Here is a 23075-nt window from a genome sequence, read left to right on the forward strand (position 1 = left end):
AGCAATCCAGGGCGTAACCGGCAGACTGGATTGCTTCGTCGCAAGAGCTCCTCGCAATGACGGTCTCGAAGATTGAGGCCGGTTGAAACGAGAACGAGCGCTAGGCATGGCCGACACATCCTTCGACGTCATCATCATCGGCTCCGGCCCCGGCGGCTATGTCACGGCCATTCGCGCCGCCCAGCTCGGCTTCAAGGTCGCGATCGTCGAGAAATCCTATCTCGGCGGCATCTGCCTGAACTGGGGCTGCATCCCGACCAAGGCGCTGCTGCGCTCCGCCGAGATCTACCATTACATGCAGCACGCCAAGGATTACGGCCTCTCGGCCGACAATGTCTCGTTCGATCCGAAGGCCGTGGTGCAGCGCTCGCGCGGCGTCTCGAAGCGGTTGAACGACGGCGTCGGCTTCCTGATGAAGAAGAACAAGGTGAGCGTGATCTGGGGCGCGGCCTCGATCGACGCGCCCGGCAAGGTCACCGTGAAGAAATCCGACGTCGATGCGCCCAAAGGCGCGCTCGGCGAGGGGGCTTATCAGGCCAAACACATCATTGTCGCAACCGGCGCGCGGCCACGCGTGCTGCCGGGGCTCGAGCCCGACAAGAAGCTGATCTGGACCTATTTTGAAGCGATGGTCCCGGAGAAGATGCCGAAATCGCTGCTGGTGGTCGGCTCCGGTGCGATCGGCATCGAGTTCGCCTCGTTCTTCCACACCATGGGCTCCGACGTCACCGTGGTCGAGGTGCTGCCGCAGATCCTGCCCGTCGAGGACGCCGAGATCGCCGGCCTCGCGCGCAAGCGGCTGGAGAAGCAGGGCATCAAGATCATGTCCTCGACCAAGGTCACGAAGCTGGAGAAGAAGGCCGACAGCGTCGTCGCCACCATCGACGACGGCAAGGGCAAGCCCGTCACCACCGAGTTCGAGCGCGTGATCTCGGCGGTGGGCGTGGTCGGCAACATCGAGAATCTCGGCCTCGAAAAGCTCGGTGTCAAAACCGACCGCGGCTGCATCGTGATCGACGGCTACGGCAAGACCAATGTCCCCGGCATCTACGCCATCGGCGACGTCGCGGGTCCCCCGATGCTGGCGCACAAGGCCGAGCATGAGGGCGTGATCTGCGTCGAGGCGATCAAGGGCCTGCATCCGCATCCCATGGACAAGAACATGATCCCGGGCTGCACCTATTGCCAGCCGCAAGTGGCCTCGGTCGGTCTGACGGAAGCCAAGGCCAAGGAGAACGGCCGCGAGATCCGCGTCGGCCGCTTCCCCTTCGTCGGCAACGGCAAGGCCATCGCGCTCGGCGAGGACCAGGGTCTGGTTAAGGTGATCTTCGACAAGAAGACCGGCCAGCTGCTCGGCGCCCACATGGTCGGCGCGGAGGTGACCGAATTGATCCAGGGCTACGTCGTCGCCATGAATCTGGAGACGACGGAAGAGGAGCTGATGCACACGGTGTTCCCGCATCCGACGCTGTCGGAGATGATGAAGGAAGCGGTGCTGGATGCGTATGGGCGGGTGTTGAATATTTGACGGGAGTTGGCTGCGCCGCTCCCGACCCGTCATCCTGAGGTGCTCGCCCCTTCGGCGAGCCTCGAAGGATGAACGGCCGCGATGCAGCAGCCGGGCTCGTCGCCCTTCGAGGCTCTCCATACCGCGCGTTGCGCCGCATGGCTCGCACCTCAGGGTGACGGGTCTAATAGCGAAACACGAGAACAAGAACGAGGGAAGAACCCATGCAAGACAACGACAACCTCACCATCGAACGCCCGACCTTCGTCACCCATCTCGAATGCGCGATGGAAGGCGATCATTACGCCGCCGACCAGGTTCACAACCTCTCCAAGGCCGGCAAGCCCTTGCTGGTGCGCTACGACCTCGCGGGCGTGAAGAAGGCGCTGACCAAGGACGCACTGAGCCAGCGTCCCGCCGACATGTGGCGCTATCGCGAGCTGCTGCCGGTGCGCAAATGCGCGGACATCGTTTCGCTCGGCGAGGTCACGACGCCCCTGATCCGGCTGCCCAAGCTCGGGAAGAAGCTCGGCGGCGGCGAGATCATCGTGAAGGATGAGGGACGGCTGCCGACCGGGTCGTTCAAGGCGCGCGGCCTGGTGATGGCGGTGTCGATGGGCAAGGCGCTCGGCATCAAGCACATGGCGATGCCGACCAATGGTAATGCCGGCGCGGCGCTCGCGGCGTATGCGACATCCTGCGGCATCAAGACCACGATTTTCTGCCCGGCCGATACGCCGGAGGTGAACGTCAGCGAGATCGAGCTGCAGGGCGCGACCGTCTACCGCGTCAACGGCTATATCGATGATTGCGGCAAGATCGTCGGCGAGGGCAAGGCCAAGGTCGGCTGGTTCGATACGTCCACGCTGAAGGAGCCGTACCGCATCGAAGGCAAGAAGACGATGGGCCTCGAACTTGCCGAGCAGCTCGGCTGGGATGTGCCCGACGTGATCTTCTATCCGACCGGCGGCGGCACCGGCCTGATCGGCATGTGGAAGGCCTTTGACGAGCTGGAGAAGATCGGCTTCATCGGCTCGAAGCGCCCGCGCATGGTCGCTGTCCAGGCTTCCGGCTGCGCGCCGATGGTGCGCGCCTATGACGCCGGCACCGAGCACGCCACGCGCTGGGAGGACGCTCACACCATTGCGTCGGGCATCCGCGTGCCGCAGGCGATCGGCGATTTTCTCATTCTGCGCGCCGTGCGCGAGAGCAAGGGCTTTGCCATTGCGGTCGACGACGACAAGATCTCGGAGGCGCTGAGCGAGGTCGCGCGCGAGGAGGGGTTGTTGCTGTGCCCCGAGGGCGCCGCGACCTACGCCGCCTACAAGGACAGCCTCGCCGACGGCCGCGTCTCGAAGGGTGACCGCGTGATGTTGTTCAACTGCGCGACCGGGCTGAAGTACCCGCTGCCGAAGGTCGACCGCGCGCTCGATCGCCACAAGCCGATCGACTACACGCAGTTCTAGCGCGTCATTTCGTCTCTTCACGAACGATCCCTCTTCCCGTACGCGGGAAGAGACAAAAACAAGAATACATCGCAGGGAGACGACAATGAAGAAGGCCATCTGGGCCGGGCTGGTCGGTATTCTCGCTCTCACGGGCGCCGCGCGCGCCGAAGATTATCCCTCGCATCCCATCACCATCATCGTTCCCTTCGCGGCCGGCGGCCCGTCGGATGCGATGGCGCGCGTGCTCGCCGAGCGAATGCGGACCTCGCTCGGCCAGCCGCTGGTGATCGAGAACGTTACCGGTGCGGGCGGCTCGATCGGCGTCGGCCGTGCCGTGCAGTCACCGCCGGACGGATACACCATCTCCTTCGGCCATCTCGGCACCCACGTCGCCAACGGCGCCGTCTACAAGCTCAAATACGACCTCGTCGCCGATCTGGAGCCGGTGGTGCTGCTGCCGAGCAACCCGATGATCGTCGTCAGCAAGACCGCCGTGCCCGCGACCTCGCTGAAAGAGTTGATCGAATGGCTGAAATCACGCCCGTCGCCGCCGACCGCCGGCACCGCCGGCGCAGGCTCCGGCAGCCACATCGCCGGCGTCTATTTCGAGAGCGTCTCCGGCATCAAGCTGCAATACGTGCCGTATCGCGGCACCGCGCCCGCGCTGAACGATCTCATCGCCGGACAGATCGACGTGATCGTCGACCAGACTTCCAACTCCATCAACCAGGTCCGCGCCGGCACCATCCGCGCCTACGCTATTACTGACGACAAGCGGCTCGCTTCCGCGCCGGAGATTCCGACCGCGGAGGAGGCGGGCCTCAAAGGCTTCAACATGACGCTATGGTCGGGAATGTGGGTGCCGAAGGGCACGCCGAAGGAGATCGTCACCAGGCTGAACGCCGCGGCCGTGGAAGCGCTGAACGATCCCGCGGTGAAGAAGCAGCTCGAAAGCCAGGGCCTGGAGATGACGCCGCAGGACCAGCTCACGCCCGAAGCGCTCGGCACCCGCCAGAAGGCCGAGATCGCAAAATGGTGGCCGATGATCAAGGCGGCGAACATCAAGGTGGATTGAGGCACCATGCCTCTTCGTATGCGGCCGCGTTACGTTTTAGCTGCACCGGGCCCCGACAGGGCCGTCTCCAGGCATTGCATCAGAGCTGGCGTGGAGAACGGCTTCGCGAGAAAGCAGATGGCGCCAGCTTTCAGCGCGCGGTCGCGTACGGCATCGTCGGGAAAGGCCGTCATGAAGATGAACGGCGTGCGTTGACCGAGGCCACGCATATGCATCAACAGATCAACGCCGCTCATGGCCGACATCTGCACATCGGCGATCACGCAGGATGTGGTCTTCAGTTCGGCCGATTGGAGAAAATCGCGAGCAGAGCCAAAGATGTAGACCTTGTATCCCCGCGACGTCAGGAGATTGTCGGTCGCAAGGCGGACTGATGGATCATCGTCAATGACGGAAATGATCGAAGGGACTGACAAGATGATCGCTCCTGATCGGGGAGCCGCCGATCATGGTGCAGCGCCCATCGGAAAGTGGGCCCTCTAAGCGAGGTTGAAAAGCATACTTAGGTTTGCACGTTTCCCCTAGGGTGTGGGACTCCGAGCGCCTCGGTCATTCTGACGAGATCGGCCAATGATTTGGCGCCCATTTTCCGCATGATCTGCCCGCGGTAGATCTTGACGGTAATCTCAGCCAGTCCAAGCTCGGCTGCGACTTGCTTGTTCATCAGGCCGGACGCGACCAGAGCGAGGATGTCGCGCTGGCGCGCGGTCAGGCCCTCGAAGCGGGACCGCACTCCGGCGACCGACTTGTCGGCATCGCGCCGCTTGCGATCTCGTTCGATCGCAGCCTGAACCGCATCCAGCATGTCCTGGTCGCGCACCGGCTTCGTCAGAAAATCGATGGCGCCGCTCTTCATGGCCCTGACGGTCATGGGAATATCGCCATGACCGGTGATGAAGATGATGGGCGTGTGAATGTTGGCCTTTGCGAGGTCCGCCTGGATGTCGAAGCCGCTTGAGCCCGGCAGGCGGATGTCGAGCACGAGGCAGCTGGGCACCGCCGGCGGCTTGGCTTCCATGATCTCCGCCGCTGAGCCGAAAGCCTCGACCCTGAGGCCGACCGATTGAAAGAGATTGGTGAGCGCACGTCGCATCGACGGATCGTCATCGACGATCAGGACGATCGGATCATCGGCGCTCGCCTGTGCCTGCGCCTGTATCGGCTTGGCGTGGTCGGTCACGACGTGTCCTCGTGCGGGAAGGGCAGGGCAATCCGGAATGTTGCACCGCTCCCCTCTTCGGAGAGGGCCGAAAGCCGGCCCGCGTGAGCTTCGATGATCGATCGGCAGATCGATAGTCCCATCCCCAGGCCACCCGACTTTGTGGTGAAGAACGGCGTGAAGATGCGGTCCGCCACGTCGCTGCCAAGGCCGACACCGCGATCTCTCACGGTGAGGAGCAGATGGCCTTCGCCGTCCTCGTCAACCCGAGTGGAGCGGATCGCCAGCTCGCGCGGACGGTCGACATTGGCTTGCATGGCTTCGATCCCATTCATGACAAGGTTGATCAGCACCTGCTGCAGCTGGATCCGATCGCCGCAAATCCTGGGCAGGCCGGACGATAACTCCATTCGCACCGACACGGAATGGGTCGCGAGCTCGTGCCGAACGAGGGCCATCGCCTCCCTGACGACCTGATTGATGTCGAGTGGAACCATCTCGATCTCGGTCTTCTTCGCAAGCGCCCGGATCCGGCGGATCACCTCGCTGGCTCGATTGGCGTCCTCGACAATCCATTCCACGGAACGGCGAGCGGCATCCAGATTGGCCGGTTCGCGACCAAGCCAGCCGATGCAGGCGTCCGCATTGGAGATCACGGCTGCAAGAGGTTGGTTGACTTCGTGGGCAATCGAGGCGGTGAGTTCGCCGAGTGTCGTGACGCGCGTGACATGGGCGAGCTCGGCCTGCGCTATGCGCAGCGCTTCTTCAGCCTGCTCGGCGCGGATTGCCGCAGTCACGTCGCTGCTGACGCCCCGATAGCCGAGAAAATGCCCGTCCGCGTCATGTAACGGCTTGCCGCTGGTGCGCACGTAAATGGGAGATCCGTTGCGATCTCTGCCGCGGTAAACCAGATCGCGGAACGGGAGGTGGGCGTCAAGCGCCGCGCGATGCTGCTCCCACTTCCCGGGGTCGAGTTCGGCATCGGGCGGAATGTCCCAACGGGTCAGGCCGATCAACCCCGTCGGCGCAGCACCGGCCGCATCGGTGTGTTCCGATATCTGCGTGATGCGATGATCCGGCCCGCTCTCCCAAAACCAGTCCGATGCAGTTTCAGCATAGTCGCGGAATCGCTGCTCGGATGTCTTGAGTTCATCAAATGCCCGTTGCAGGGCCTCTTTTGCTGCGACCCGCTCGGTGACGTCCACGTGGGTACCGATGATCTCCCTCACTTCGCCGTCGCTGCCGACGACGGGATGTCCCTCGGTATGGACTCGTCGGATCGATCCGTCCGGGCGGACAATACGAAAGTCAACTTCGAAAGGTTCCTTCCGGAGGACGGCCTGACGTTCCACCTCGACGATCCGTTGGAAATCCTCCGGGAGGATGCGTTGCTGAAAAGCCCGGGCCGGCACATCGACCTGGTCCGGCTCAAACCCGAACAGGCGATAGAGTTCAGTCGAGCGGTAGGCGAACTGCTGACGATCAACGTCCCAGGCCCAGCTGCTGGTCTGGCTGAGGCGTTGGGCCTCTGCCAAATAGGCTTCGCTGCGACGCAGCCTCTGTTCCGATTCCTTCGCAATTGTGACATCGGATATAGCCCCGACAAACTCGATATGCCCGGATGCGCGTCGGACCGCGCGTGCCACGGAATGGAGATATTTCACCGAACCGTCCGGCATCAGCAGGCGGTATTCGTGGTCGAAATTCTCCGCCAGGCGCGAGGCCCGATCGAGGGTCCTGCGGACCATATCGCGATCTTCCGGATGGATGCGTTGAAAGACGAAGTTCAGGGTCGGCTTCGTCGCCAGGTCGCATTGGAAGATACGAAACGTCTCCTGCGACCAGATGGCCTCGCCGGTCGCGAGGCTCAAGCCGAAGCTGCCGGTGTGGCTTAATTCCTGAGCCTGGGCGAGATAGGCCTCGCTTTGCCGCAGCGCATCCTCTGCCTCCTTGCGCTGGGTAATATTCTCGCACGCGACCAGCAGGATCGGCATGCCGTCGCCGCGCAGCATCGCCTTGGCGTTTTCTCGGACCCAGAGCACCGAGCCGTCCTTCCGGAACTTGCGAATCTCCCAGGTATGCGACTGGTTCACGGTCGTAAGGCACAAGGCGATGCATTGACGAACCAAGTCGTGGTCTTCCTCGAAGAAGACGTTCAGTACGGGTTTGCCGATCAGCTCGGCCGTCGTGTAGCCCAGTTGTGCGGCGCCAAATGTATTCACGTTGAGCACCGTTCCGGCCGGATCGACCATGAAGTACATGACCGGATTGTGCTCGAACACCTCGCGCCATTGCTTCACGGCGTCGCGTAGACCGACGGCGTCTTGTCGCGAGTTATCTCCGACCGCGGGGCTGTCCTTCTCGCCGTTGCCGAAAGATCGTAGCGCCGCGAGGCCGCCGAGCAGCAATTGCGCGGCCGAATTGCCAAATTTCGCGATTTGGCCAGGCATCATCGCAGGCGTCCCGGCTCGCTAGGGTCGAAGCGAGTAGAGCACTTTGCAACAAGGGGAGCAATTCCCTGCGACCAAAGTAGAACTCCGCACCGAAACTCGCGGTCGCCGTGCAGCCTGCCGGCCTTGCGCCGTCTCGTTGCGAAGGCGCGCGGCGAAGGTCCGGAAAACTACGGGACAAACCTACGTATAGCTCGCGCATTCCTAGTCATAGCGCACATTAACCTCCGTACAATTGAGCGATCCGTTGCATGCGGATTAGTCTCACGATCAATCGAGGGACGCGATGGCGAGGCATAAGCCGGCGATTAGCTCGAGCTCAGAGCGCCGAACCCCGCGTCCGTTGCCCCGACTGCCGCATGATGAGCGAGTCACGATTGAGAGGCCGCATTTCAATAACGAGCGTGGATGGCCGTGCATAAGCGTACGCGCGTAGCCACGATCATGAGAGCCCAGAGGAGAGGATGATGTGCGATACGCCTGAACACTCCGAGCGTGGTCCTGCTGCAAAAGGTTGTGCCGTCTGTAGCGGCAAGTTCGGCCTGATCCGGTATTACTCCTGGCGAACGCCGCTGTGCTCCCGAAAATGTCTCGATCGCTTCAGGGCGCGCCGCGAACGCGACCGCCGATGGTTGTTTCGATTTCAGGCGGCATGAGGATTAGCCCTTCGATCGGCTCCATTCGGCAATTCTGAACAGGAGGCTGCGTGCTGAACCGTGCTTGCAAGCTCCTCCTGATGATCGCGCTGCCGCTTCCACTGATGACGGGTGCAAAGGCCGATGAGGTCGGACAGGATGGTTCGCATCGGCATCATCCGCTCCAGGATCAGCTCCTGCACGAGAAATTCTATTCAAGCTGGCACATGCCCGACAATCCGGTGCTGAGTTGCTGCAACAGCGCGGATTGCTATCCGACCGAGATACGGTACATCGACGGCAAGATCCACGCGCGGCGCCGGGAAGACGGGAAGTACATTCTCATCCCGTCCCAGAAGGTGGAGCGAAACAGGGATAATCCCGACGGCCGCAACCACCTTTGCGCGCCGCCGCCGTCCGCCTCTCTGGTCGACACGGTCTACTGCTTCGCGTTGGGAGGTGCCACGTGAGATTCATATTGGTGAACGGCAGGACCCCTTTTCGCAAGACCTTCTGCCTATGGTGCTGCGAGGAGATCAGTGGCGGCTATCTGCGCGACGCGAAGACGCTGCTGCCCTACTGCGGCTACGAGTGTTACGAACTCCATCACGAAGCAGCGCCGTTGATCGGAAGACGAGCGCAAGCGGCGTCTTGAGCAGACGGGTGGGCGAGGCGCATCGCGGACGCGGCTGCCGGCACGGGAGGACAGGACATTGAGGTTCATGCTTGTCAATCAGGGCCATCCTCGTCATGGCGTCACCTGCAGCGCGTGCGCCCAGCCGCTGGGCTCGAGTTACGTCCGGCATGTGTCCACGCAACGGCGATACTGCGAGTATGATTGCTACCGCCGATATCAGCAGACGACCATGGAAGCGCTCTGGCCTTACCGCAGTTCGCTCGAAATGATCACGGTGTTAGTGGCCATTTCGAGCTGGAGCTGGATGATGCAGATGGGCGCGCTGTCGCGCTCGCTGACCGAGGCATATCTGCGTGCGCACGATCTTCTGACCCCGGAAGGAGGTGACGGCTAGCTGACCAAAATGCAGGCCGCGCAGAGAAGTCGGCCGCAGTCACTGCATCCAGCTTCGCGCGGCGTCCAGCCCCGGCGTTGCGAGGCTAGGGCGCGGGGGCTGCGGCCGATGCCGTCGGCACCGCGCTCACTTCATGCGTCGTGACGCGCTGCTCGGACTTCGCCGTGGCCACGCCGCTGCCCTCGAACCTTGCGCGATACACCAGCACGTTCTCCATCACGCGCTGGACGTAGTTGCGCGTCTCTGACAGTGGAATGCGCTCGACCCAGTCGACCGGATCGACCTTGGGGTCGCGGGGGTCGCCGCGCGCCTGCACCCATTCGCGCACCCGGCCGCGGCCGGCATTGTAGCCGGCGAAGGTCATGATCTGGTCGCCGCGATATTCCGAAAGAAGCGCGCTGAGTTCGGCCGCGCCCATCTGCGTGTTGTAGACGGGATCGGAGACCATCTTGTCCCAATCGTAGGTCAGGCCGAAGCGCTTTGCAGTATCGCGGCCCGCTTCCGGCGTCACCTGCATCAGGCCGACCGCATTCGCAGCCGACTTGTCGCGCTGGTCGAACGAGCTTTCGGTGCGCGCCACCGAATAGATCACGCTGGTCTCGATCGCGGGCGCAACCTGCTTGTGTTCAGGGATGCCGATGGTCGGGAAGGCGTAATGATCGAGCGCGAGCCCGCGCGCGAGCGCCGACTTGCCGACCTCCAGCATCACGCGCGCATCGTTGCGCCGGCCGGCAAGCTCGCCGAGCGCCTCGAGCGCTGCGACGTCGGTGCTCTCCTTGGCGAAATCCTCGGCGTAGTAGAACACCATGTCGCGCTCGCCGACGCCGTAGAGCATGTCGGCGGCACGCACGCGTTCGTCCGATGGCAGCGTGTCGGCTGCAGCCAGCACGGGCGAGGGCGGACGCAGCTCGATCCGGTCGAGGCCGAGCCTGGCGCGGGCGAGCTGGCCGTAATAGGCGGTCGGATAGCGCGCTGCGGTCTGATAGCTCATGCGGGCGTCGGCGGTCGCGCCCATCGCTTCGGCTGCGCGGCCGCGCCAGTAATGCGCGCGCGACAGCGCGATCGGATTGGCCGAGCCTTCGTCGACCGCGGCGAAATGCACCATCGCCGATTTGGGATCGTCGAGATAGCGCAGCGCGATCCAGCCGCACATGAAATGGTAGTCGACGCGGTAGACCTCCATCGCCGGGATCGCTGCGGCGCGCACCACGTCGTAAGCCGTTTTGAACTTACCCTGGTCGAGCAGTTTTCGCGCCAGCAGGCGGCGCTCGCGCCACCACGCGTCGGTGTCCTGCGCCGCCATCATGTCGGGTGCGGCGGCCAGGATCACCTCGGCCGCGTCGTCGATGCGGTCGTTTTGAAGATGCCATTGCGCGCGGCAGAGGACATAGCCGAGATCGCGGCGCGCCTCGGTCGAGACGTCATCCAGATAGTCCTTGGCCTTGCTCGCCTTGCCGGTGACGGCGGAGCAGGCTTTCACGATTGCGAGCGCATCCTCGCCGAGCCGTTTTGCGGCGCGCCTTGCGCCGGCATAGTCCTTGGCGCCGAGCCGCTTGTCCATGCGAGCGCGGTGATCCTCAGCAGTGAGGAGATCGCGAAACGCCTCGTAGGAATCCTCCTCGCTGCGCTCCGACAATTCCTCCGTGCGCCAGGCCTCGCGTACGAGGCGCGTAGCCCTTTCGCTGTCGCCTTCAGTCAGCAGCACGCGGGCGAGCGCGAACTTGCCCTTGGCGCTGGTCGGGCGGTCCATCGTGAATTTGTGCACGGTGGCCGCGTCGCTCTTCTCCTGCCACAGCCGCGCCTCGGCGCGGCGGCGCAAAAGTGCGCTGCTCGGCCAGTCCGGACTGGCGGCGAGGAAGGCGGCGTAGCGTTTGAAAGGTGCCGTGCTCTCGGAATGGCGCAGCATGAACCAGTCGGCGAGCTTTTGCGCGGCGGGGTCAGTAATGCGCTCGCGTGCGGCGGTCGCATCGTCGGTCTTGCCCTTGCGCGCGAGATCGATCGCATCCTTCAGCGCGGCGAGGTCGCCGGTGAGCGGCGGGGCTGCCGGCTTGTCCGCGGGCTCGTCATCCTGCTTCTTCGACTTGCGCCTGGCATCGGCATTCTTGCCGTGGCGCGACTTCGAAGCAGCATGACGCTGCTTGCCGCCGGCTTTCGCCTCATGCGTCTTCTTCGACGCGGACGATTTGTGACTGCTCTTCGCTGCCAACTCCGTCGGGAGGAGGGCCAATGCGGCCACGGCCACGACACACGCGAGCGAGCGTAGGCACTGGTTCATTCGATGGTCCCCCTGCGAAACCACTACAAACCAAGGTCCGCGACGACATGCGGCTTGAGAATCAAAGGCGACACCAAAACGATGCCATGACATCGTTTCCCATTCCTCACGCTCCTTCAACAATGCGGCAAAATACGGATTGGAACTGGGGAACTTCCGAAATAGCGGAAGAAGCGGGGTCTTAACCTTTGTTAACGAAGAGGGCTCGCCCAACGGTTGTGTGCGGTCAGAGGGGCCGCAAATGGCCAGATTGCGCGTGTTCCCGCAGTCAAATCCGGTGTATTGAGGTTCCAATCCGTCCTTTCAGCCTTTGCCCGGGCACCCATGCCGCTTTTCAACCAGTCGATCCGGCGCAAGATCGTCGGCATCGCCCTCGGATTGATCGTCCTGATGCTCGTCACCGCGATCCTGTCGATGGTGATGTCGAGCCAGGTCGGCGTCCTCCTGGACGAGCTGACCAACCGTTACATCCCGGCCTATGGCGACCTTGCGCGCGCCAACATCCGCTCGCTGGAGCGATCCGTGGCGCTGCGGCGGATGGTGATGATGAAGATGCAGGAATCTTCGGACGAGGAGGCGTACGCTGCGCGCCTGAAAGAGTTCGAGGAGGCCGACCGCAGGATCGAGGAGGAGACCTCGGGCGCGCGAAAACTCATCAACGCGATCATCGACGATACCAGGACGCCGTCCGACAATGCCGCGCTGGCGCGGATCGACATCCGAATCGAGACCGCCGTCTCCGAGCTGCGCCGTGCCATGACCGAGGACCATGCAAAACTCCTCAAGCAGATCGATGCCAAGCAGATGGCGGACGCGCGCGGCACGCTGGAGCATCTCGATGCGCTGCGCGACCGGTTCAACCAGAACATCGACGGGATCCGCACCGACATGCTCAAGCAGGTCTTCGCGAGCACGTCGACGGTGATCGGTCACCAGCATCAGGCGATCATCATCTCAGGAATCGTCACCGTCCTCGCGGCGGTCGTCGGCTTTGTCTTTGCGCTGATGGTCTCGAGCGGAATCACGCGGCCGGTACGGCTGCTTCTCGCAGGCACCCGCGAGGTCGAGGCGGGCCACTTCGACAAGGCCATCAATGTCTCGACCCAGGACGAGATCGGCGAGCTCGCGGCCGCGTTCAATCGCATGATCGAGCAGTTGCGCCAGAACGAGCGCATCCGCGAGACCTTTGGCCGCTACATCGATCCGAAGGTGGTGCAGGGGTTGATCGACCGGCCGGAGGTCGCCATCGAAGGCCAGCGCCGGGTGATGACCATCATGTTCTCGGACATGAGCGGCTTCACCTCGATGAGCGAGGGCATGACGCCGCGCGGCCTCGTCAAGGTGATGAACCACTATTTCACCGTCATGTCCGCTCCGATCAGGAACCACCGCGGCGTCATCGACAAATATATCGGCGACGCCATCATGGCCTATTGGGGCCCGCCCTTCATCGAGGAGGACGAGCCGGCACTCCTTGCCGGCATCGCGGCAATCGACATGGCCGACCAGGTGCCCGCGCTGCAGAAGCAATTGCCCGACCTGCTCGGCATCCGCGCCATGCCCGCGCCGTGCGACCTGCGCATCGGCATCGCCACCGGCGAGGTCCTGACCGGCAGCATCGGCTCCGAGCTGATGATGAGCTTTACCGTGATGGGCGATGCCGTGAACCTTGCCTCGCGGTTGGAAGCCGTCAACAAGGTCTACGGTACCCGCATCCTGATCGCGCAGGCTACCGCGGATGCGATCGGCTCGCAGCTCGAGCTGCGCGAGATCGATCGCCTGACGGTTGCCGGCCAGAGCGTGCCGCAGGCGATCTTCGAGGTGATGAGCAAGGCGCACGGGCTTAGCGTCCCGCAGGAAAGCCTGCGCGCGCACTACGCCGAGGGCCTTGCTGCCTATCGCGCGCAGCGCTTCGACAATGCGCGCACCGCGTTCAACGCGGCGTTGGAGAGCGTCCCCGGCGACGGTCCGTCGCGCACCATGCTCGCGCGTATCGCGCAGTTCGAGGCGAACCGGCCGGCGGCCGATTGGGACGGCGCCTGGCGGATGGACAGCAAATAGCCGGGCCGGCTTGGAAGCTGTCTTGGAGCATGTCCTGGAATAATTGATTCTACCTCATAACGATGTTGGCCGTGACCTATTTCCCGGGCTTACGTTAGGTGTCCTTGAGGCGTTTGATGGGGACACGCCGATGACAGAACTTGAGGACAGGCTGGAACGGTTCGAGACGCTCACCGCCGAATGCGAGCTGATCGCCAAGCTCGCCACCGACAGCACCAAGCGCGAATTTTACCTGAAGCTCTCGGAGCAGTATCGCCAGCTTGCGCTGGACATGCGGCAGGCGATCGCGACCAGGGCTGCGGCTTGAGAAGGCTGCTGCTTAAAAGGCGGCTGCTCGAGGCGTGACGTAAGCCTCGGGCATGCAAACCGCTGCACGATGCGTGGAACCATTGCAGAGCCGCGCGGTTGAAAGCCGTTTTTAACGTTTCGCGCGCATCCTTGATCGGGATGCGGGGCACGCCATCCGGCGTCGTTCCTCGCAATGGGAATGCCGGGGCTCGTTGCGGCGCAACGTGCCCTTGGAAACGTCGTTTTGACGTTGGCTTTTGCAGGGCGATCCCATGCGTGTCGTTGCGGTTCTCATCCTCGCGCTCATGACCGCGGCCTGCAATCAGGAGCAGGACATCACGGGCTCGACCGCAGCCTGCCTGGCGCGGAATTACAGCGCCTACAATCCCCGCGACATGAACCAGTGCGTAGCCGCCTGCAAGGCGTGTGACCACGGCAACACCGTGACCTGCACCACCGCCTGCACCCTCAAGGGCGCACGTTGAGCGGCCGGCGGGTTGCCAGAACCGTTGCCTCGTGAGCTGACGGTGCCGGGGCACCGGAACGATTCATATGACTTGATCATTGAGGGAGCGGGCAAGACGCGGAGTCCGATGGAATGGGTATGCTCGATCCCGGTCGCTTTCTGGTGTCATGCTCGCATTGCGAGGCTTGGCCCATGGCTGCCAATGTGAAGCGTTCGAGCTGGTCGGCGTCCCCGCACGAGGTTCGTTTCGTATGTCCGCGCTGTCGCCGCGAGGAGACCGCGATCGTCTCGGCTTCTGGCGAGCTGACGCCGATCCGGCGCCTGGACGTCCCGCCGCGCGATGTCAGCATGGCCTGGGCGCAGGCCCAGCGCCCGCGAGGACGAACGTAAGATCCCCATTTGGAACCCTGCCTTTCCCGAAGCGTTTCCGCCCCGACATCAACGTATCAAGGCCGCGCGCATGATCAGTGAGCATTTCGACACCCGCACACGGATCAACATGAAGCTGGCGCTGGACCGGGTCTGCCGCAGTCGCCCCCGCGGCGAGGATCATGGCTTCCGCAGGTCGGTTGCCGAAAACATCATCCGCTGCGCGCTCACCGGCAGGACCGGAATTGGCCAGCTCGTCGACGCCGGCGAGCGGGCGATGATCCGGACGCATGGGGAGCGGGAGCCGGTCTAGCCAGGATCCGCTGCGTGCACTGCTCGCGCGCATGTCATATCGAGGCCGCCAGGCAAGTGTGCTAGGGTCGCAGCCGGGAGATCCACGATGCCTGCTGACATGCCTTCGCCTCATGCCGATCGTCTCCGCCTTGACCCGGTAACGCCGCGCCTTGCGCCGATGTTTGGCTTTGCGCTGCTGACGGTGGCGTGCGCGCTCGCGAGCTTTACGCTGGCCTGCGCAACGCCGTTCGCGGCCTTCGCCGTCGTCGCCGCCGCGATGCTGCCGCTGCGTCAGGCCGCTCTCGTCGTCGCCGGCGCCTGGCTCGTGAACCAGACCATCGGATTCAGTGTGCTGCACTATCCCGTCGACGGCAGCACCATCGCCTGGGGATTTGTCATCGGCGCGGCTGCACTTCTTGCGACCGCCGTTTCGTGCACCGTTCTCCGCATGCTGCCGCAAGGCCGCACGCCGCTGATGCTGGCGATCACGTTCGTCGCCGCCTACGCGGCCTATGAGCTCGCGCTGCTCGCGGCGACGCCGTTTCTTGGCGGAGAGGGCGCCTTCACTGCGGCCATCGTCGCACGCATCGGGTTGACCAGCGCCATCTGGCTCGCCGGCCTCGTCGCCGCCTGTGAGATCGTGCGGCTCGTCGATCCGTTCGGTCGCAAGGTGCAGAGCGCCTGAGCTGCCTCCCGTAACCCTGATTACGCTGCGCTCCATCCCGGCTACGGGACTGAGGTCCAGTCATGGTCTGAAGGGCGTCCATCAGCTCGCCGGCGGCTTCGGCTTCTTGACGGCGCTGAGGGCGATCGCTACGCCCTCAAGCCACTTGAGGTTCAAGCGCAAAGTGAGAGCTTCCATGAGAATTGGCGTCCTCGCCAAAGCGGCCGGCGTATCGGTCCCGACCATCCGCTATTACGAGAGCATCGGTCTTCTCGCGCCACCGGCGCGCCAGCGCGGCCAGCGCATCTACGGCGGCGAAGCCCTCAAGGCGCTCAATCTCGTCAGGCACTGCCGCGAGCTCGATTTCTCGATCGACGAGATCCGCGACATCCTCGCCTCGGTGCAGCGACGGCTGCCGTGCAGCGACACGAAGAGTTTTGCGGAGAAGCACCTCGGCGCGATCAGGATGAAAATCGCGGAGCTGCGCGCGCTGGAAGCGACCGTGGCCGCGCTGGTCAGCGGCTGCGAGACGACATGCTGCGGCAGTGCCGCGCCGGATTGCGTGATTTTGCAGCCGGGGTGTGGAAGCGCATAGCCCGGACGGCGTGGAGGAAGCACCGCTCTATCACCGTCATCCTGAAGGCGGCCGCTTCTTCAGCGGCCCTCGAAGGGCGACGGGGAGAGATGGTGCGTCGGCCGCGACTCACTCGCCGTGCATTCCATCGGGCCAAGTTGGGCGCGCTGCCCCCGTCGCGAAATCTTCAGTTGTGGATTGTCATCTTCGCGGCGGTATCGCAGTAGCCTTCTCCGTGTCTTCCCGGTAACGATTGTGCTGTCCCCGCAACACTCACGGCAGTTTTAACCCTCATCACCGGTCGTTCGCATCTGCGCCGCTTTTTAGCCACACCCGAACATGAATAAAATCGCTCTAATGTTTTAGAGCAGCGGCGGTCCCCAGGCGGTGACGGAAATCCCAAGGTCGATTCAAATCTTGGGTGTGATTTTCCGGGTCTGACAAGGGTTCGCCAAGGAAACTGGTCGCGATGGACGCGAAGACCAACATCAAGCACAGGCTGCCGAGCCGTCATGTGACGGAAGGCCCGACGCGCGCGCCCCATCGCTCCTACTTCTACGCCATGGGTCTGACCACCGAGCAGATCCATCAGCCCTTCGTCGGCGTCGCCTCGTGCTGGAACGAGGCCGCCCCCTGCAACATCTCGCTGATGCGCCAGGCGCAGGCGGTGAAGAAGGGCGTCGCGTCGGCCGGCGGCACGCCGCGTGAATTCTGCACCATCACCGTCACCGACGGCATCGCCATGGGCCATGACGGCATGCGCTCCTCGCTGCCGTCGCGCGAATGCATCGCCGACTCGGTCGAGTTGACCGTGCGTGGCCATGCCTATGACGCGCTTGTTGGCCTTGCCGGCTGCGACAAGTCGCTGCCGGGCATGATGATGGCGATGGTCCGCCTCAACGTGCCCTCGATTTTCATTTACGGCGGCTCGATCCTGCCCGGCAATTTCCGCGGGCAGCAGGTCACCGTGCAGGACATGTTCGAAGCGGTCGGCAAGCACTCGGTCGGCGCCATGTCGGACGAGGACCTCGACGAGATCGAGCGCGTGGCCTGCCCCTCGGCGGGCGCGTGCGGCGCGCAGTTCACCGCCAACACCATGGCGACCGTCTCCGAGGCGATCGGCTTGGCGCTGCCTTACTCGGCTGGTGCTCCGGCACCGTATGAAATCCGCGACGCCTTCTGCATGACCGCGGGCGAGCAGGTCATGGACCTGATCGCCCAGAACATCCGGCCGCGCGACATCGTCACGCGCAAGGCGCTGGAGAATGCCGCAGCCGTCGTCGCCGCCTCCGGCGGCTCGACCAATGCTGCACTGCACCTGCCTGCGATCGCGCATGAGTGCGGTATCAAGTTCGACCTGTTCGACGTCGCCGAAATCTTCAAAAAGACACCATATGTCGCGGATTTGAAGCCGGGTGGCCGTTATGTCGCCAAAGACATGTTTGAAGTAGGTGGCATACCGCTTCTGATGAAGACGCTGCTCGACAACGGATTTCTCCACGGCGACTGCATTACGGTCACCGGTCGAACGATCGCCGAAAACCTCAAAAGCGTGAAATGGAATCCGCACCAGGATGTGGTGCACCCGGCAGACAAACCCATCACCGTGACAGGCGGTGTGGTCGGTCTGAAGGGCAATTTGGCGCCAGAAGGTGCGATCGTGAAAGTCGCGGGAATGTCCAACCTCAAGTTTACCGGTCCGGCGCGATGCTTCGACCGGGAGGAGGACGCGTTCGAGGCGGTCCAGAAGCGCACCTATCGGGAAGGCGAAGTCATCGTGATCCGCTACGAGGGCCCCAAGGGCGGTCCCGGCATGCGGGAGATGCTCCAGACCACCGCGGCGCTGACCGGCCAGGGCATGGGCGGCAAGATCGCGCTCATCACCGACGGCCGCTTCTCCGGCGCCACCCGCGGCTTCTGTATCGGCCATGTCGGGCCGGAAGCCGCCGTCGGCGGCCCGATCGGGCTGCTCGAGGACGGCGATATCATCGAGATCGACGCGGACAACGGCACCCTTAACGTAAAATTGAGCGACCAGGAGCTTGCCCAACGCAAGACCAAATGGACCGCTCGCGCGACTAACCACACGACGGGCGCGCTCTGGAAATATGCTCAACAGGTTGGACCCGCGGTCGGGGGGGCAGTGACCCATCCGGGCGGCGCGCACGAGAAACAGTGCTATGCGGACATCTAGGCGTACAATAGTCGCGTTTGTGTTGGGGGCCAGTGCGCTGGCCGCGCCGGCGGTCGCCTTCGACGGCGCGCCGGTCAACAACAAGGACGCCACCATCCCTGTCGTGACGACCTTGCCGGGCGCTGCGGGGACCGTGCGCAGCAGGACAGCGCCGGCCACCGCACCCCAGGAAACCTCGCTCAGCGCCCTGCAATACGCCGCCGAGGGCGGTCATCCCGGCGCCCAGTTCAAGCTCGGCCGCATGTATGCCAATGGCGACGGCGTCGCCCAGGACGATATGCGCGCGTTCGACTATTTCAACCGGATCGCCAATGCGCATGCCGATGACAGCCCGTCGGCGCCGCAGGCTCAGGTCGTGGCCAACGCCTTCGTCGCGCTCGGCCGCTATTATCTGAGCGGCATCCCGAACTCGAAGATCAAGCCGGACCAGGACCGGGCGCGGGAGATGTTCTCCTATGCAGCCTCCTATTTCGGCAATGCGGATGCGCAGTACGATCTTGCCCGGCTGTACCTGAAGACGCCGGACGCCTCCCGCGAGGACTTCCGCTATGGCGCGCGCTGGCTTGGCCTTGCGGCCCAGAAGGGCCAGCATGAGGCGCAGGCGCTGCTCGGCCAGATGCTGTTCAATGGCGACCGGCTGCCGCGGCAGGCCGCGCGCGGCCTGATGTGGCTGACGCTGGCCCGTGACAGCGCCGGCAGCGAAGAGATCTGGATCAAGGAAAGCTACAACCGCGCCTTCTCCAAGGCCTCCGACGACGATCGCGCCATGTGCCTGCAAATGCTGGAGCAGTGGGTGCAGGGTCGCCGCGAATAGGCTCGGTCCCGCAGGGCGGGTAAATGCGCCTCGGCGCCGTACCCACCGTCTCGCCGCCCGCTTACGCCGCCTCGAGATCCAGATCCGCCCACACCGGCACGTGGTCCGACGGCTTCTCCCAGGCCCGCACATAGCTGTCGATCCCGACATTGGCGAGCTTGTCGCTGGCCTGCGGCGACAGCAGCAGATGGTCGATGCGCAGGCCGTGGTTCTTCTGCCAGGCGCCGGCCTGGTAATCCCAGAAGGTATAGAGCCCGGGCTCATCGGTGACGGCCCGCAAGGCGTCGGTCAGGCCGAGGCCGAGCAGGGACTGAAAGCTCTCCCGCGTCTCGGGCTTGAACAGGGCGTCCTCGGTCCAGGCGGCGGGATTATGGACGTCGCGGGCATGCGGGATGACGTTGAAGTCGCCTGCCAGGATCAGCGGTTCCTCGGTCTTAAGACGCTCCTTCGAATACTCAAGAAGCCGCGACATCCATTTGAGCTTGTAGGGATATTTCTCGGTCCCGACCGGATTGCCGTTGGGCAGATAGAGGCAGGCGATGCGCAGCACGCCGGACTTGAGCGTCACCACGCCCTCAAGGAAGCGGGCATGGGCATCCTCGTCGTCACCGGCGAGCCCCGATTTGGTCTCGTCGAACTTGAGCTTGGAGAGCAGGGCGACGCCGTTGAACGTCTTTTGCCCGTGCGTGACCACGTTGTAGCCGAGCGCCTCGATCTCCAGCCGCGGGAAGGCCTCGTCGAGGCATTTGATCTCCTGGAGGCAGACGATGTCCGGCTGGCACTCCCTGAGCCAGGTCAGCAGGAGGTCGATCCGCTGCCGGACCGAATTGACGTTCCAGGTGGCAACTCTGATGGGCATGTCGCAGGCTCCGGCAGGGGCAATCGTTAGAACAAAATGCAAACCTACCCGTCAAGGACGCCGCAAAATCTCCCACAAAATTAACCCGGCTTAAGCCGGGCCTGGGCCATTGATGCGGAAAAGGTTTTTCGAATGGGATGGCCGGACAAATCCATGAAGCCAAGCGAGCCGCGCGACGGGCTGGTTGGCGCATTCCTGTACTGGCTCGGCGGCTTCGAGATCGAGGACGGCTTGACCGCCGATCTCAGCGAGCGCGAGCTGCGCCGGATTCGCGCCAAGCAGATCGACGCGGTGACGCAACTGATCCCGGTGACGATGGCCGTCACCATGCTCAACGTCGCCATCGTGCTGATCTTGTTTTGGGGCAGGGGCTGGAACGACTTCCTCGCGGTCTGGGGCATGACGCTTGCCGCCACCGGCTCGCTCGCGGTGCGCGCGTGGCGACGGTCGCACCAAAAGCCGCCGCAGGAAGCCGCGCCGCGCGCCGCGCGGCAGATGATGCGGCAGGCGTTTTTCCTCGCAGCGATCTGGGGCACGCTGCCGTTGGCGCTGTTCAGCCGGGTCGAGCCGACCAGCCAGCTGATCCTGGCCTGCCTGATGGTCGGCATGATGTCGGGCGGCGCTTTCACGCTCTCGACCTTCCCGCGCGCCGGCCTCGTCTATCTCGCCACCGTGACGGTCGCCTGCACCGGCGCGCTGTTGCTGTGCGGCACCGGGCCGTATCTGGTGACGGCGGTGTTCCTGCTGCTGTTCGCATTCTTCATGGCGCGCAACATCGTCTCGCAAGGCAATCTGTTTCTCGGCAATCTCAAGGCCCAGCTCGAGCTCGAACGCCAGACTGAGATCATCTCGCTGCTGCTGAAGGATTTTCAGGAGAACGCCAGCGACTGGCTGTGGCAGACCGACGCCGAAGGGCATCTGGTCGACGTGCCCGAACGTTTCGCCGACGTCGCGCAACTGCCGCTCCCGCTGCTGAAGGGCTCGCATTTCGCCGACGTGCTCGACATGCTCTGTCCCGAGGACAAGGCGGCCGCCTACAACGTCGTCGGGCTGATGGAACATGCCGAGCCGCTGCACGAGATGAACCTCAAGGTCGTCGCCGGCGGTGAGGCGCGGTTGTGGTCGCTGACGGCGAAGCCGGCCTATGACCGCGACGGGCAATTTTTGGGCTATCGCGGCTTCGGCCGCGACGTCACCGAGCGCTGGCGCGCCGAAAAGGCCGAGGCCGAGAGCCGCGCCAAATCGGATTTCCTCGCCGTGATGAGTCACGAGATCCGCACGCCCATGAACGGCGTGCTCGGGCTCGCCAGCATGCTGCTGGAGACAAAACTCGATCCGGAGCAGCACGAGGCCGTCACCACGATCCGCGAGTCCGGTGACAATCTCCAGCGCATCCTCAACGACATCCTTGATCTCTCCAAGCTCGAGGCCGGCCGCTTCCAGTTCGAGGCGATCGACTTCGCGCCTCAGACGCTGGTCGAGACGGTCGCGACCGTCGTGCGCGCGAGCGCCAAGAGCACAGGGCTCGCGGTCAAGGTCGAGCTCGATCCGAGCCTGCCGCCGACGCTGCGCGGCGACGTCGCGCGCATCCGGCAGGTGTTGCTCAACCTCGCCTCCAACGCGGTGAAGTTCACCGACGAAGGCGAGGTGACGATCTCAGCGACGTGTCAGGCGCGCCGCGACCGGCTCGCGACCGTCGAGTGGGCCGTGACCGACAGCGGCATCGGTATCGCGCCCGAGAAGGTCGGGCAGCTCTTCAGCGACTTCGCCCAGGCCGACGCCTCGATCAGCCGCCGCTTCGGCGGCACCGGGCTGGGCCTCGCGATCTCCCGGCGTATCATCGAGCAGATGGGCGGCACCATCGGCGTCACCTCGACGCCGGGTGAGGGCTCGACCTTCCGCTTCACGCTGGTGCTGCCCTGGAGCCAGGCGCCGGCCTCGGACCAGTCCGCCGGCCGCGACGAGGCCGACGATCTCAAGGCCCGCATCGCAAGCCTCGATCGGCCGCTGAAGGTACTGGTCGCCGAGGACGACGCCGTCAACCGCATGGTCGTCAGCAAAATGCTCGGCGCCTTCGACGTCGAGCTTCGTGTCGTGACCGACGGCGTCCAGGTCGTCGAGGCGGCCTCGGAGGGCGATTACGATGTCGTGCTGATGGACGTGCGCATGCCCGACATGGACGGCCTTGCCGCCACCCGCGCGATCCGCGCGCAAGCCGGCCGCTTCGAAACCTTGCCGATCGTCGCACTGACCGCCAACGCCTTCCCCGAGGACGTCAAGATCTGCCGCGAGGCGGGCATGTCCGACTTCCTGGCAAAGCCCCTGCGCAAGCCGGCGCTGGCCGCAGCCTTGCTGCGCGCGCTGGACGGCCACGTGATGTCAGAGGACGCGCCGCTTCAGCCGGAGCTGATGCCGGTCGACGTGGAATGGACGGACGAGGAAAGGCAGATGACCGGCGCGTAGAGCGTTTTCGAGCGAAGTGGATACCGGTTTGCGTAAAGAAAACGCGTCACAACTAAAGTGTGTTTAGATCGAGAAGCTGGTCCCGCAGCCGCAGGACGCCGTCGCGTTGGGATTGTTGACGCGGAACGAGGCGCCGATCAGGTCGTCGACGAAATCGACCTGAGAGCCCGCCAGGAATGGCTGGGACGCGGAATCGACCAGCACCACCGCGTTCTCCTGCTCAATCACGAGATCGTCGTCGGTACGGTCGCGGTCGATGTCGAACTTGTACTGGAAGCCGGAGCAGCCGCCGCCCTCGACGGAGATGCGCAACATCGCGCCTGTGCCTTCGCCCTTGAGGATCTCCCCAATCCGGCGTGCGGCGCGGTCACTGATGGTCACGTCAGTCGTCATGGCTCGTCTCCGATAGGCCCGCGGTCATACCAAATTCATTTGGTAGCCCGCGTCCG

The 23075-nt window shown here is 64.0% G+C and carries 21 protein-coding genes; 15 read left to right on the top strand and 6 right to left on the bottom strand.

The genetic code is table 11. The annotated features are described in order from the left end of the window. The first annotated feature begins 106 nt into the window (after positions 1 to 106). The 3 genes from lpdA (at position 107) to B5V03_RS17680 (ending at position 4030) form a co-directional block, all read left to right on the top strand. A complete protein-coding gene (lpdA, locus tag B5V03_RS17670) occupies positions 107 to 1528 on the top strand; it encodes a dihydrolipoyl dehydrogenase (protein ID WP_129271684.1) in 1422 nt (473 codons plus the stop codon). 203 nt (positions 1529 to 1731) lie between these two features. Next, positions 1732 to 2973: a threonine synthase gene (locus B5V03_RS17675; protein ID WP_129271685.1), complete on the top strand. Its 1242-nt coding sequence runs from the start codon at positions 1732 to 1734 to the stop codon at positions 2971 to 2973. An 85-nt stretch (positions 2974 to 3058) separates the two neighbouring features. Continuing rightward, on the top strand, positions 3059 to 4030 hold the full coding sequence (locus B5V03_RS17680) for a tripartite tricarboxylate transporter substrate binding protein BugD (RefSeq protein WP_129271686.1): 972 nt from the start codon (positions 3059 to 3061) through the stop codon (positions 4028 to 4030). A 29-nt stretch (positions 4031 to 4059) separates the two neighbouring features. Here the strand turns inward: B5V03_RS17680 and B5V03_RS17685 are convergent, their stop codons facing one another. The 3 genes from B5V03_RS17685 to B5V03_RS17695 all read right to left on the bottom strand — a co-directional run bounded on the left by B5V03_RS17685 (position 4060) and on the right by B5V03_RS17695 (position 7642). After that, the gene (locus B5V03_RS17685) at positions 4060 to 4446 is read right to left on the bottom strand and encodes a response regulator transcription factor (RefSeq protein ID WP_129271687.1); all 387 of its coding nucleotides are present in this window, start codon (positions 4444 to 4446) and stop codon (positions 4060 to 4062) included. A gap of 86 nt (positions 4447 to 4532) precedes the next feature. Then, positions 4533 to 5210, bottom strand: coding sequence for a response regulator transcription factor (locus B5V03_RS17690; RefSeq protein WP_129271688.1), 678 nt, complete (start codon positions 5208 to 5210; stop codon positions 4533 to 4535). Continuing rightward, the gene (locus B5V03_RS17695; RefSeq protein ID WP_129271689.1) at positions 5207 to 7642 is read right to left on the bottom strand and encodes a PAS domain-containing sensor histidine kinase; all 2436 of its coding nucleotides are present in this window, start codon (positions 7640 to 7642) and stop codon (positions 5207 to 5209) included. The genes B5V03_RS17690 and B5V03_RS17695 overlap by 4 nt, the downstream gene beginning before the upstream one ends. Positions 7643 to 8345: 703 nt before the next feature. Between B5V03_RS17695 and B5V03_RS17710 the strand changes: the two genes are divergently transcribed. Both B5V03_RS17710 and B5V03_RS42345 read left to right on the top strand, forming a co-directional pair. Continuing rightward, on the top strand, positions 8346 to 8744 hold the full coding sequence (locus B5V03_RS17710) for a hypothetical protein (protein ID WP_245502250.1): 399 nt from the start codon (positions 8346 to 8348) through the stop codon (positions 8742 to 8744). A 396-nt stretch (positions 8745 to 9140) separates the two neighbouring features. After that, positions 9141 to 9305, top strand: coding sequence for a hypothetical protein (locus B5V03_RS42345; protein WP_245502251.1), 165 nt, complete (start codon positions 9141 to 9143; stop codon positions 9303 to 9305). 85 nt (positions 9306 to 9390) lie between these two features. Here B5V03_RS42345 and B5V03_RS17725 read toward each other — a convergent pair whose 3' ends face one another. Beyond that, positions 9391 to 11580 (bottom strand): lytic transglycosylase domain-containing protein, encoded by a 2190-nt coding sequence (locus B5V03_RS17725; protein ID WP_129271692.1) that lies wholly within the window; start codon positions 11578 to 11580, stop codon positions 9391 to 9393. Positions 11581 to 11904: 324 nt separating this feature from the next. Here B5V03_RS17725 and B5V03_RS17730 point away from each other — a divergent pair, with 324 nt between their 5' ends. From B5V03_RS17730 to B5V03_RS17765, 9 genes are all read left to right on the top strand, one after another. After that, a complete protein-coding gene (locus tag B5V03_RS17730) occupies positions 11905 to 13641 on the top strand; it encodes an adenylate/guanylate cyclase domain-containing protein (RefSeq protein WP_164988092.1) in 1737 nt (578 codons plus the stop codon). A 130-nt stretch (positions 13642 to 13771) separates the two neighbouring features. Continuing rightward, positions 13772 to 13948 (top strand): hypothetical protein, encoded by a 177-nt coding sequence (locus B5V03_RS41510; protein WP_164988093.1) that lies wholly within the window; start codon positions 13772 to 13774, stop codon positions 13946 to 13948. A 253-nt stretch (positions 13949 to 14201) separates the two neighbouring features. Beyond that, positions 14202 to 14414: a hypothetical protein gene (locus B5V03_RS17735; protein WP_129271694.1), complete on the top strand. Its 213-nt coding sequence runs from the start codon at positions 14202 to 14204 to the stop codon at positions 14412 to 14414. A 173-nt stretch (positions 14415 to 14587) separates the two neighbouring features. After that, positions 14588 to 14785, top strand: coding sequence for a hypothetical protein (locus B5V03_RS17740; RefSeq protein WP_245502252.1), 198 nt, complete (start codon positions 14588 to 14590; stop codon positions 14783 to 14785). Between the two features lie 70 nt (positions 14786 to 14855). Continuing rightward, positions 14856 to 15077, top strand: a complete 222-nt coding sequence (locus B5V03_RS17745) for a hypothetical protein (RefSeq protein ID WP_129271696.1) — start codon at positions 14856 to 14858, stop codon at positions 15075 to 15077. A gap of 87 nt (positions 15078 to 15164) precedes the next feature. Beyond that, complete coding sequence (locus B5V03_RS17750) at positions 15165 to 15743, top strand: hypothetical protein (RefSeq protein ID WP_129271697.1); 579 nt, start codon at positions 15165 to 15167, stop codon at positions 15741 to 15743. A 175-nt stretch (positions 15744 to 15918) separates the two neighbouring features. Next, entirely contained in the window at positions 15919 to 16317 is a 399-nt protein-coding gene (locus B5V03_RS17755; protein ID WP_129271698.1) for a MerR family transcriptional regulator, read from the top strand. Between the two features lie 448 nt (positions 16318 to 16765). Next, entirely contained in the window at positions 16766 to 18490 is a 1725-nt protein-coding gene (gene ilvD, locus B5V03_RS17760; RefSeq protein ID WP_129271699.1) for a dihydroxy-acid dehydratase, read from the top strand. Beyond that, positions 18477 to 19304 (top strand): tetratricopeptide repeat protein, encoded by an 828-nt coding sequence (locus B5V03_RS17765; RefSeq protein ID WP_129271700.1) that lies wholly within the window; start codon positions 18477 to 18479, stop codon positions 19302 to 19304. Before ilvD ends, B5V03_RS17765 begins: the two co-directional genes overlap by 14 nt. Positions 19305 to 19365: 61 nt before the next feature. On the opposite strand, the gene xth is transcribed toward B5V03_RS17765, so the two are convergent. Continuing rightward, positions 19366 to 20163, bottom strand: a complete 798-nt coding sequence (xth, locus tag B5V03_RS17770) for an exodeoxyribonuclease III (protein ID WP_164988094.1) — start codon at positions 20161 to 20163, stop codon at positions 19366 to 19368. Between the two features lie 132 nt (positions 20164 to 20295). Here xth and B5V03_RS17775 point away from each other — a divergent pair, with 132 nt between their 5' ends. Next, positions 20296 to 22626, top strand: a complete 2331-nt coding sequence (locus B5V03_RS17775; RefSeq protein WP_129271701.1) for a hybrid sensor histidine kinase/response regulator — start codon at positions 20296 to 20298, stop codon at positions 22624 to 22626. A 63-nt stretch (positions 22627 to 22689) separates the two neighbouring features. Here B5V03_RS17775 and erpA read toward each other — a convergent pair whose 3' ends face one another. Further along, complete coding sequence (gene erpA / locus B5V03_RS17780) at positions 22690 to 23019, bottom strand: iron-sulfur cluster insertion protein ErpA (protein WP_129271702.1); 330 nt, start codon at positions 23017 to 23019, stop codon at positions 22690 to 22692. Positions 23020 to 23075 lie beyond the last annotated feature (56 nt).

It is taken from the genome of Bradyrhizobium betae (assembly GCF_004123905.1).
GTDB lineage: Bacteria > Pseudomonadota > Alphaproteobacteria > Rhizobiales > Xanthobacteraceae > Bradyrhizobium > Bradyrhizobium betae_A.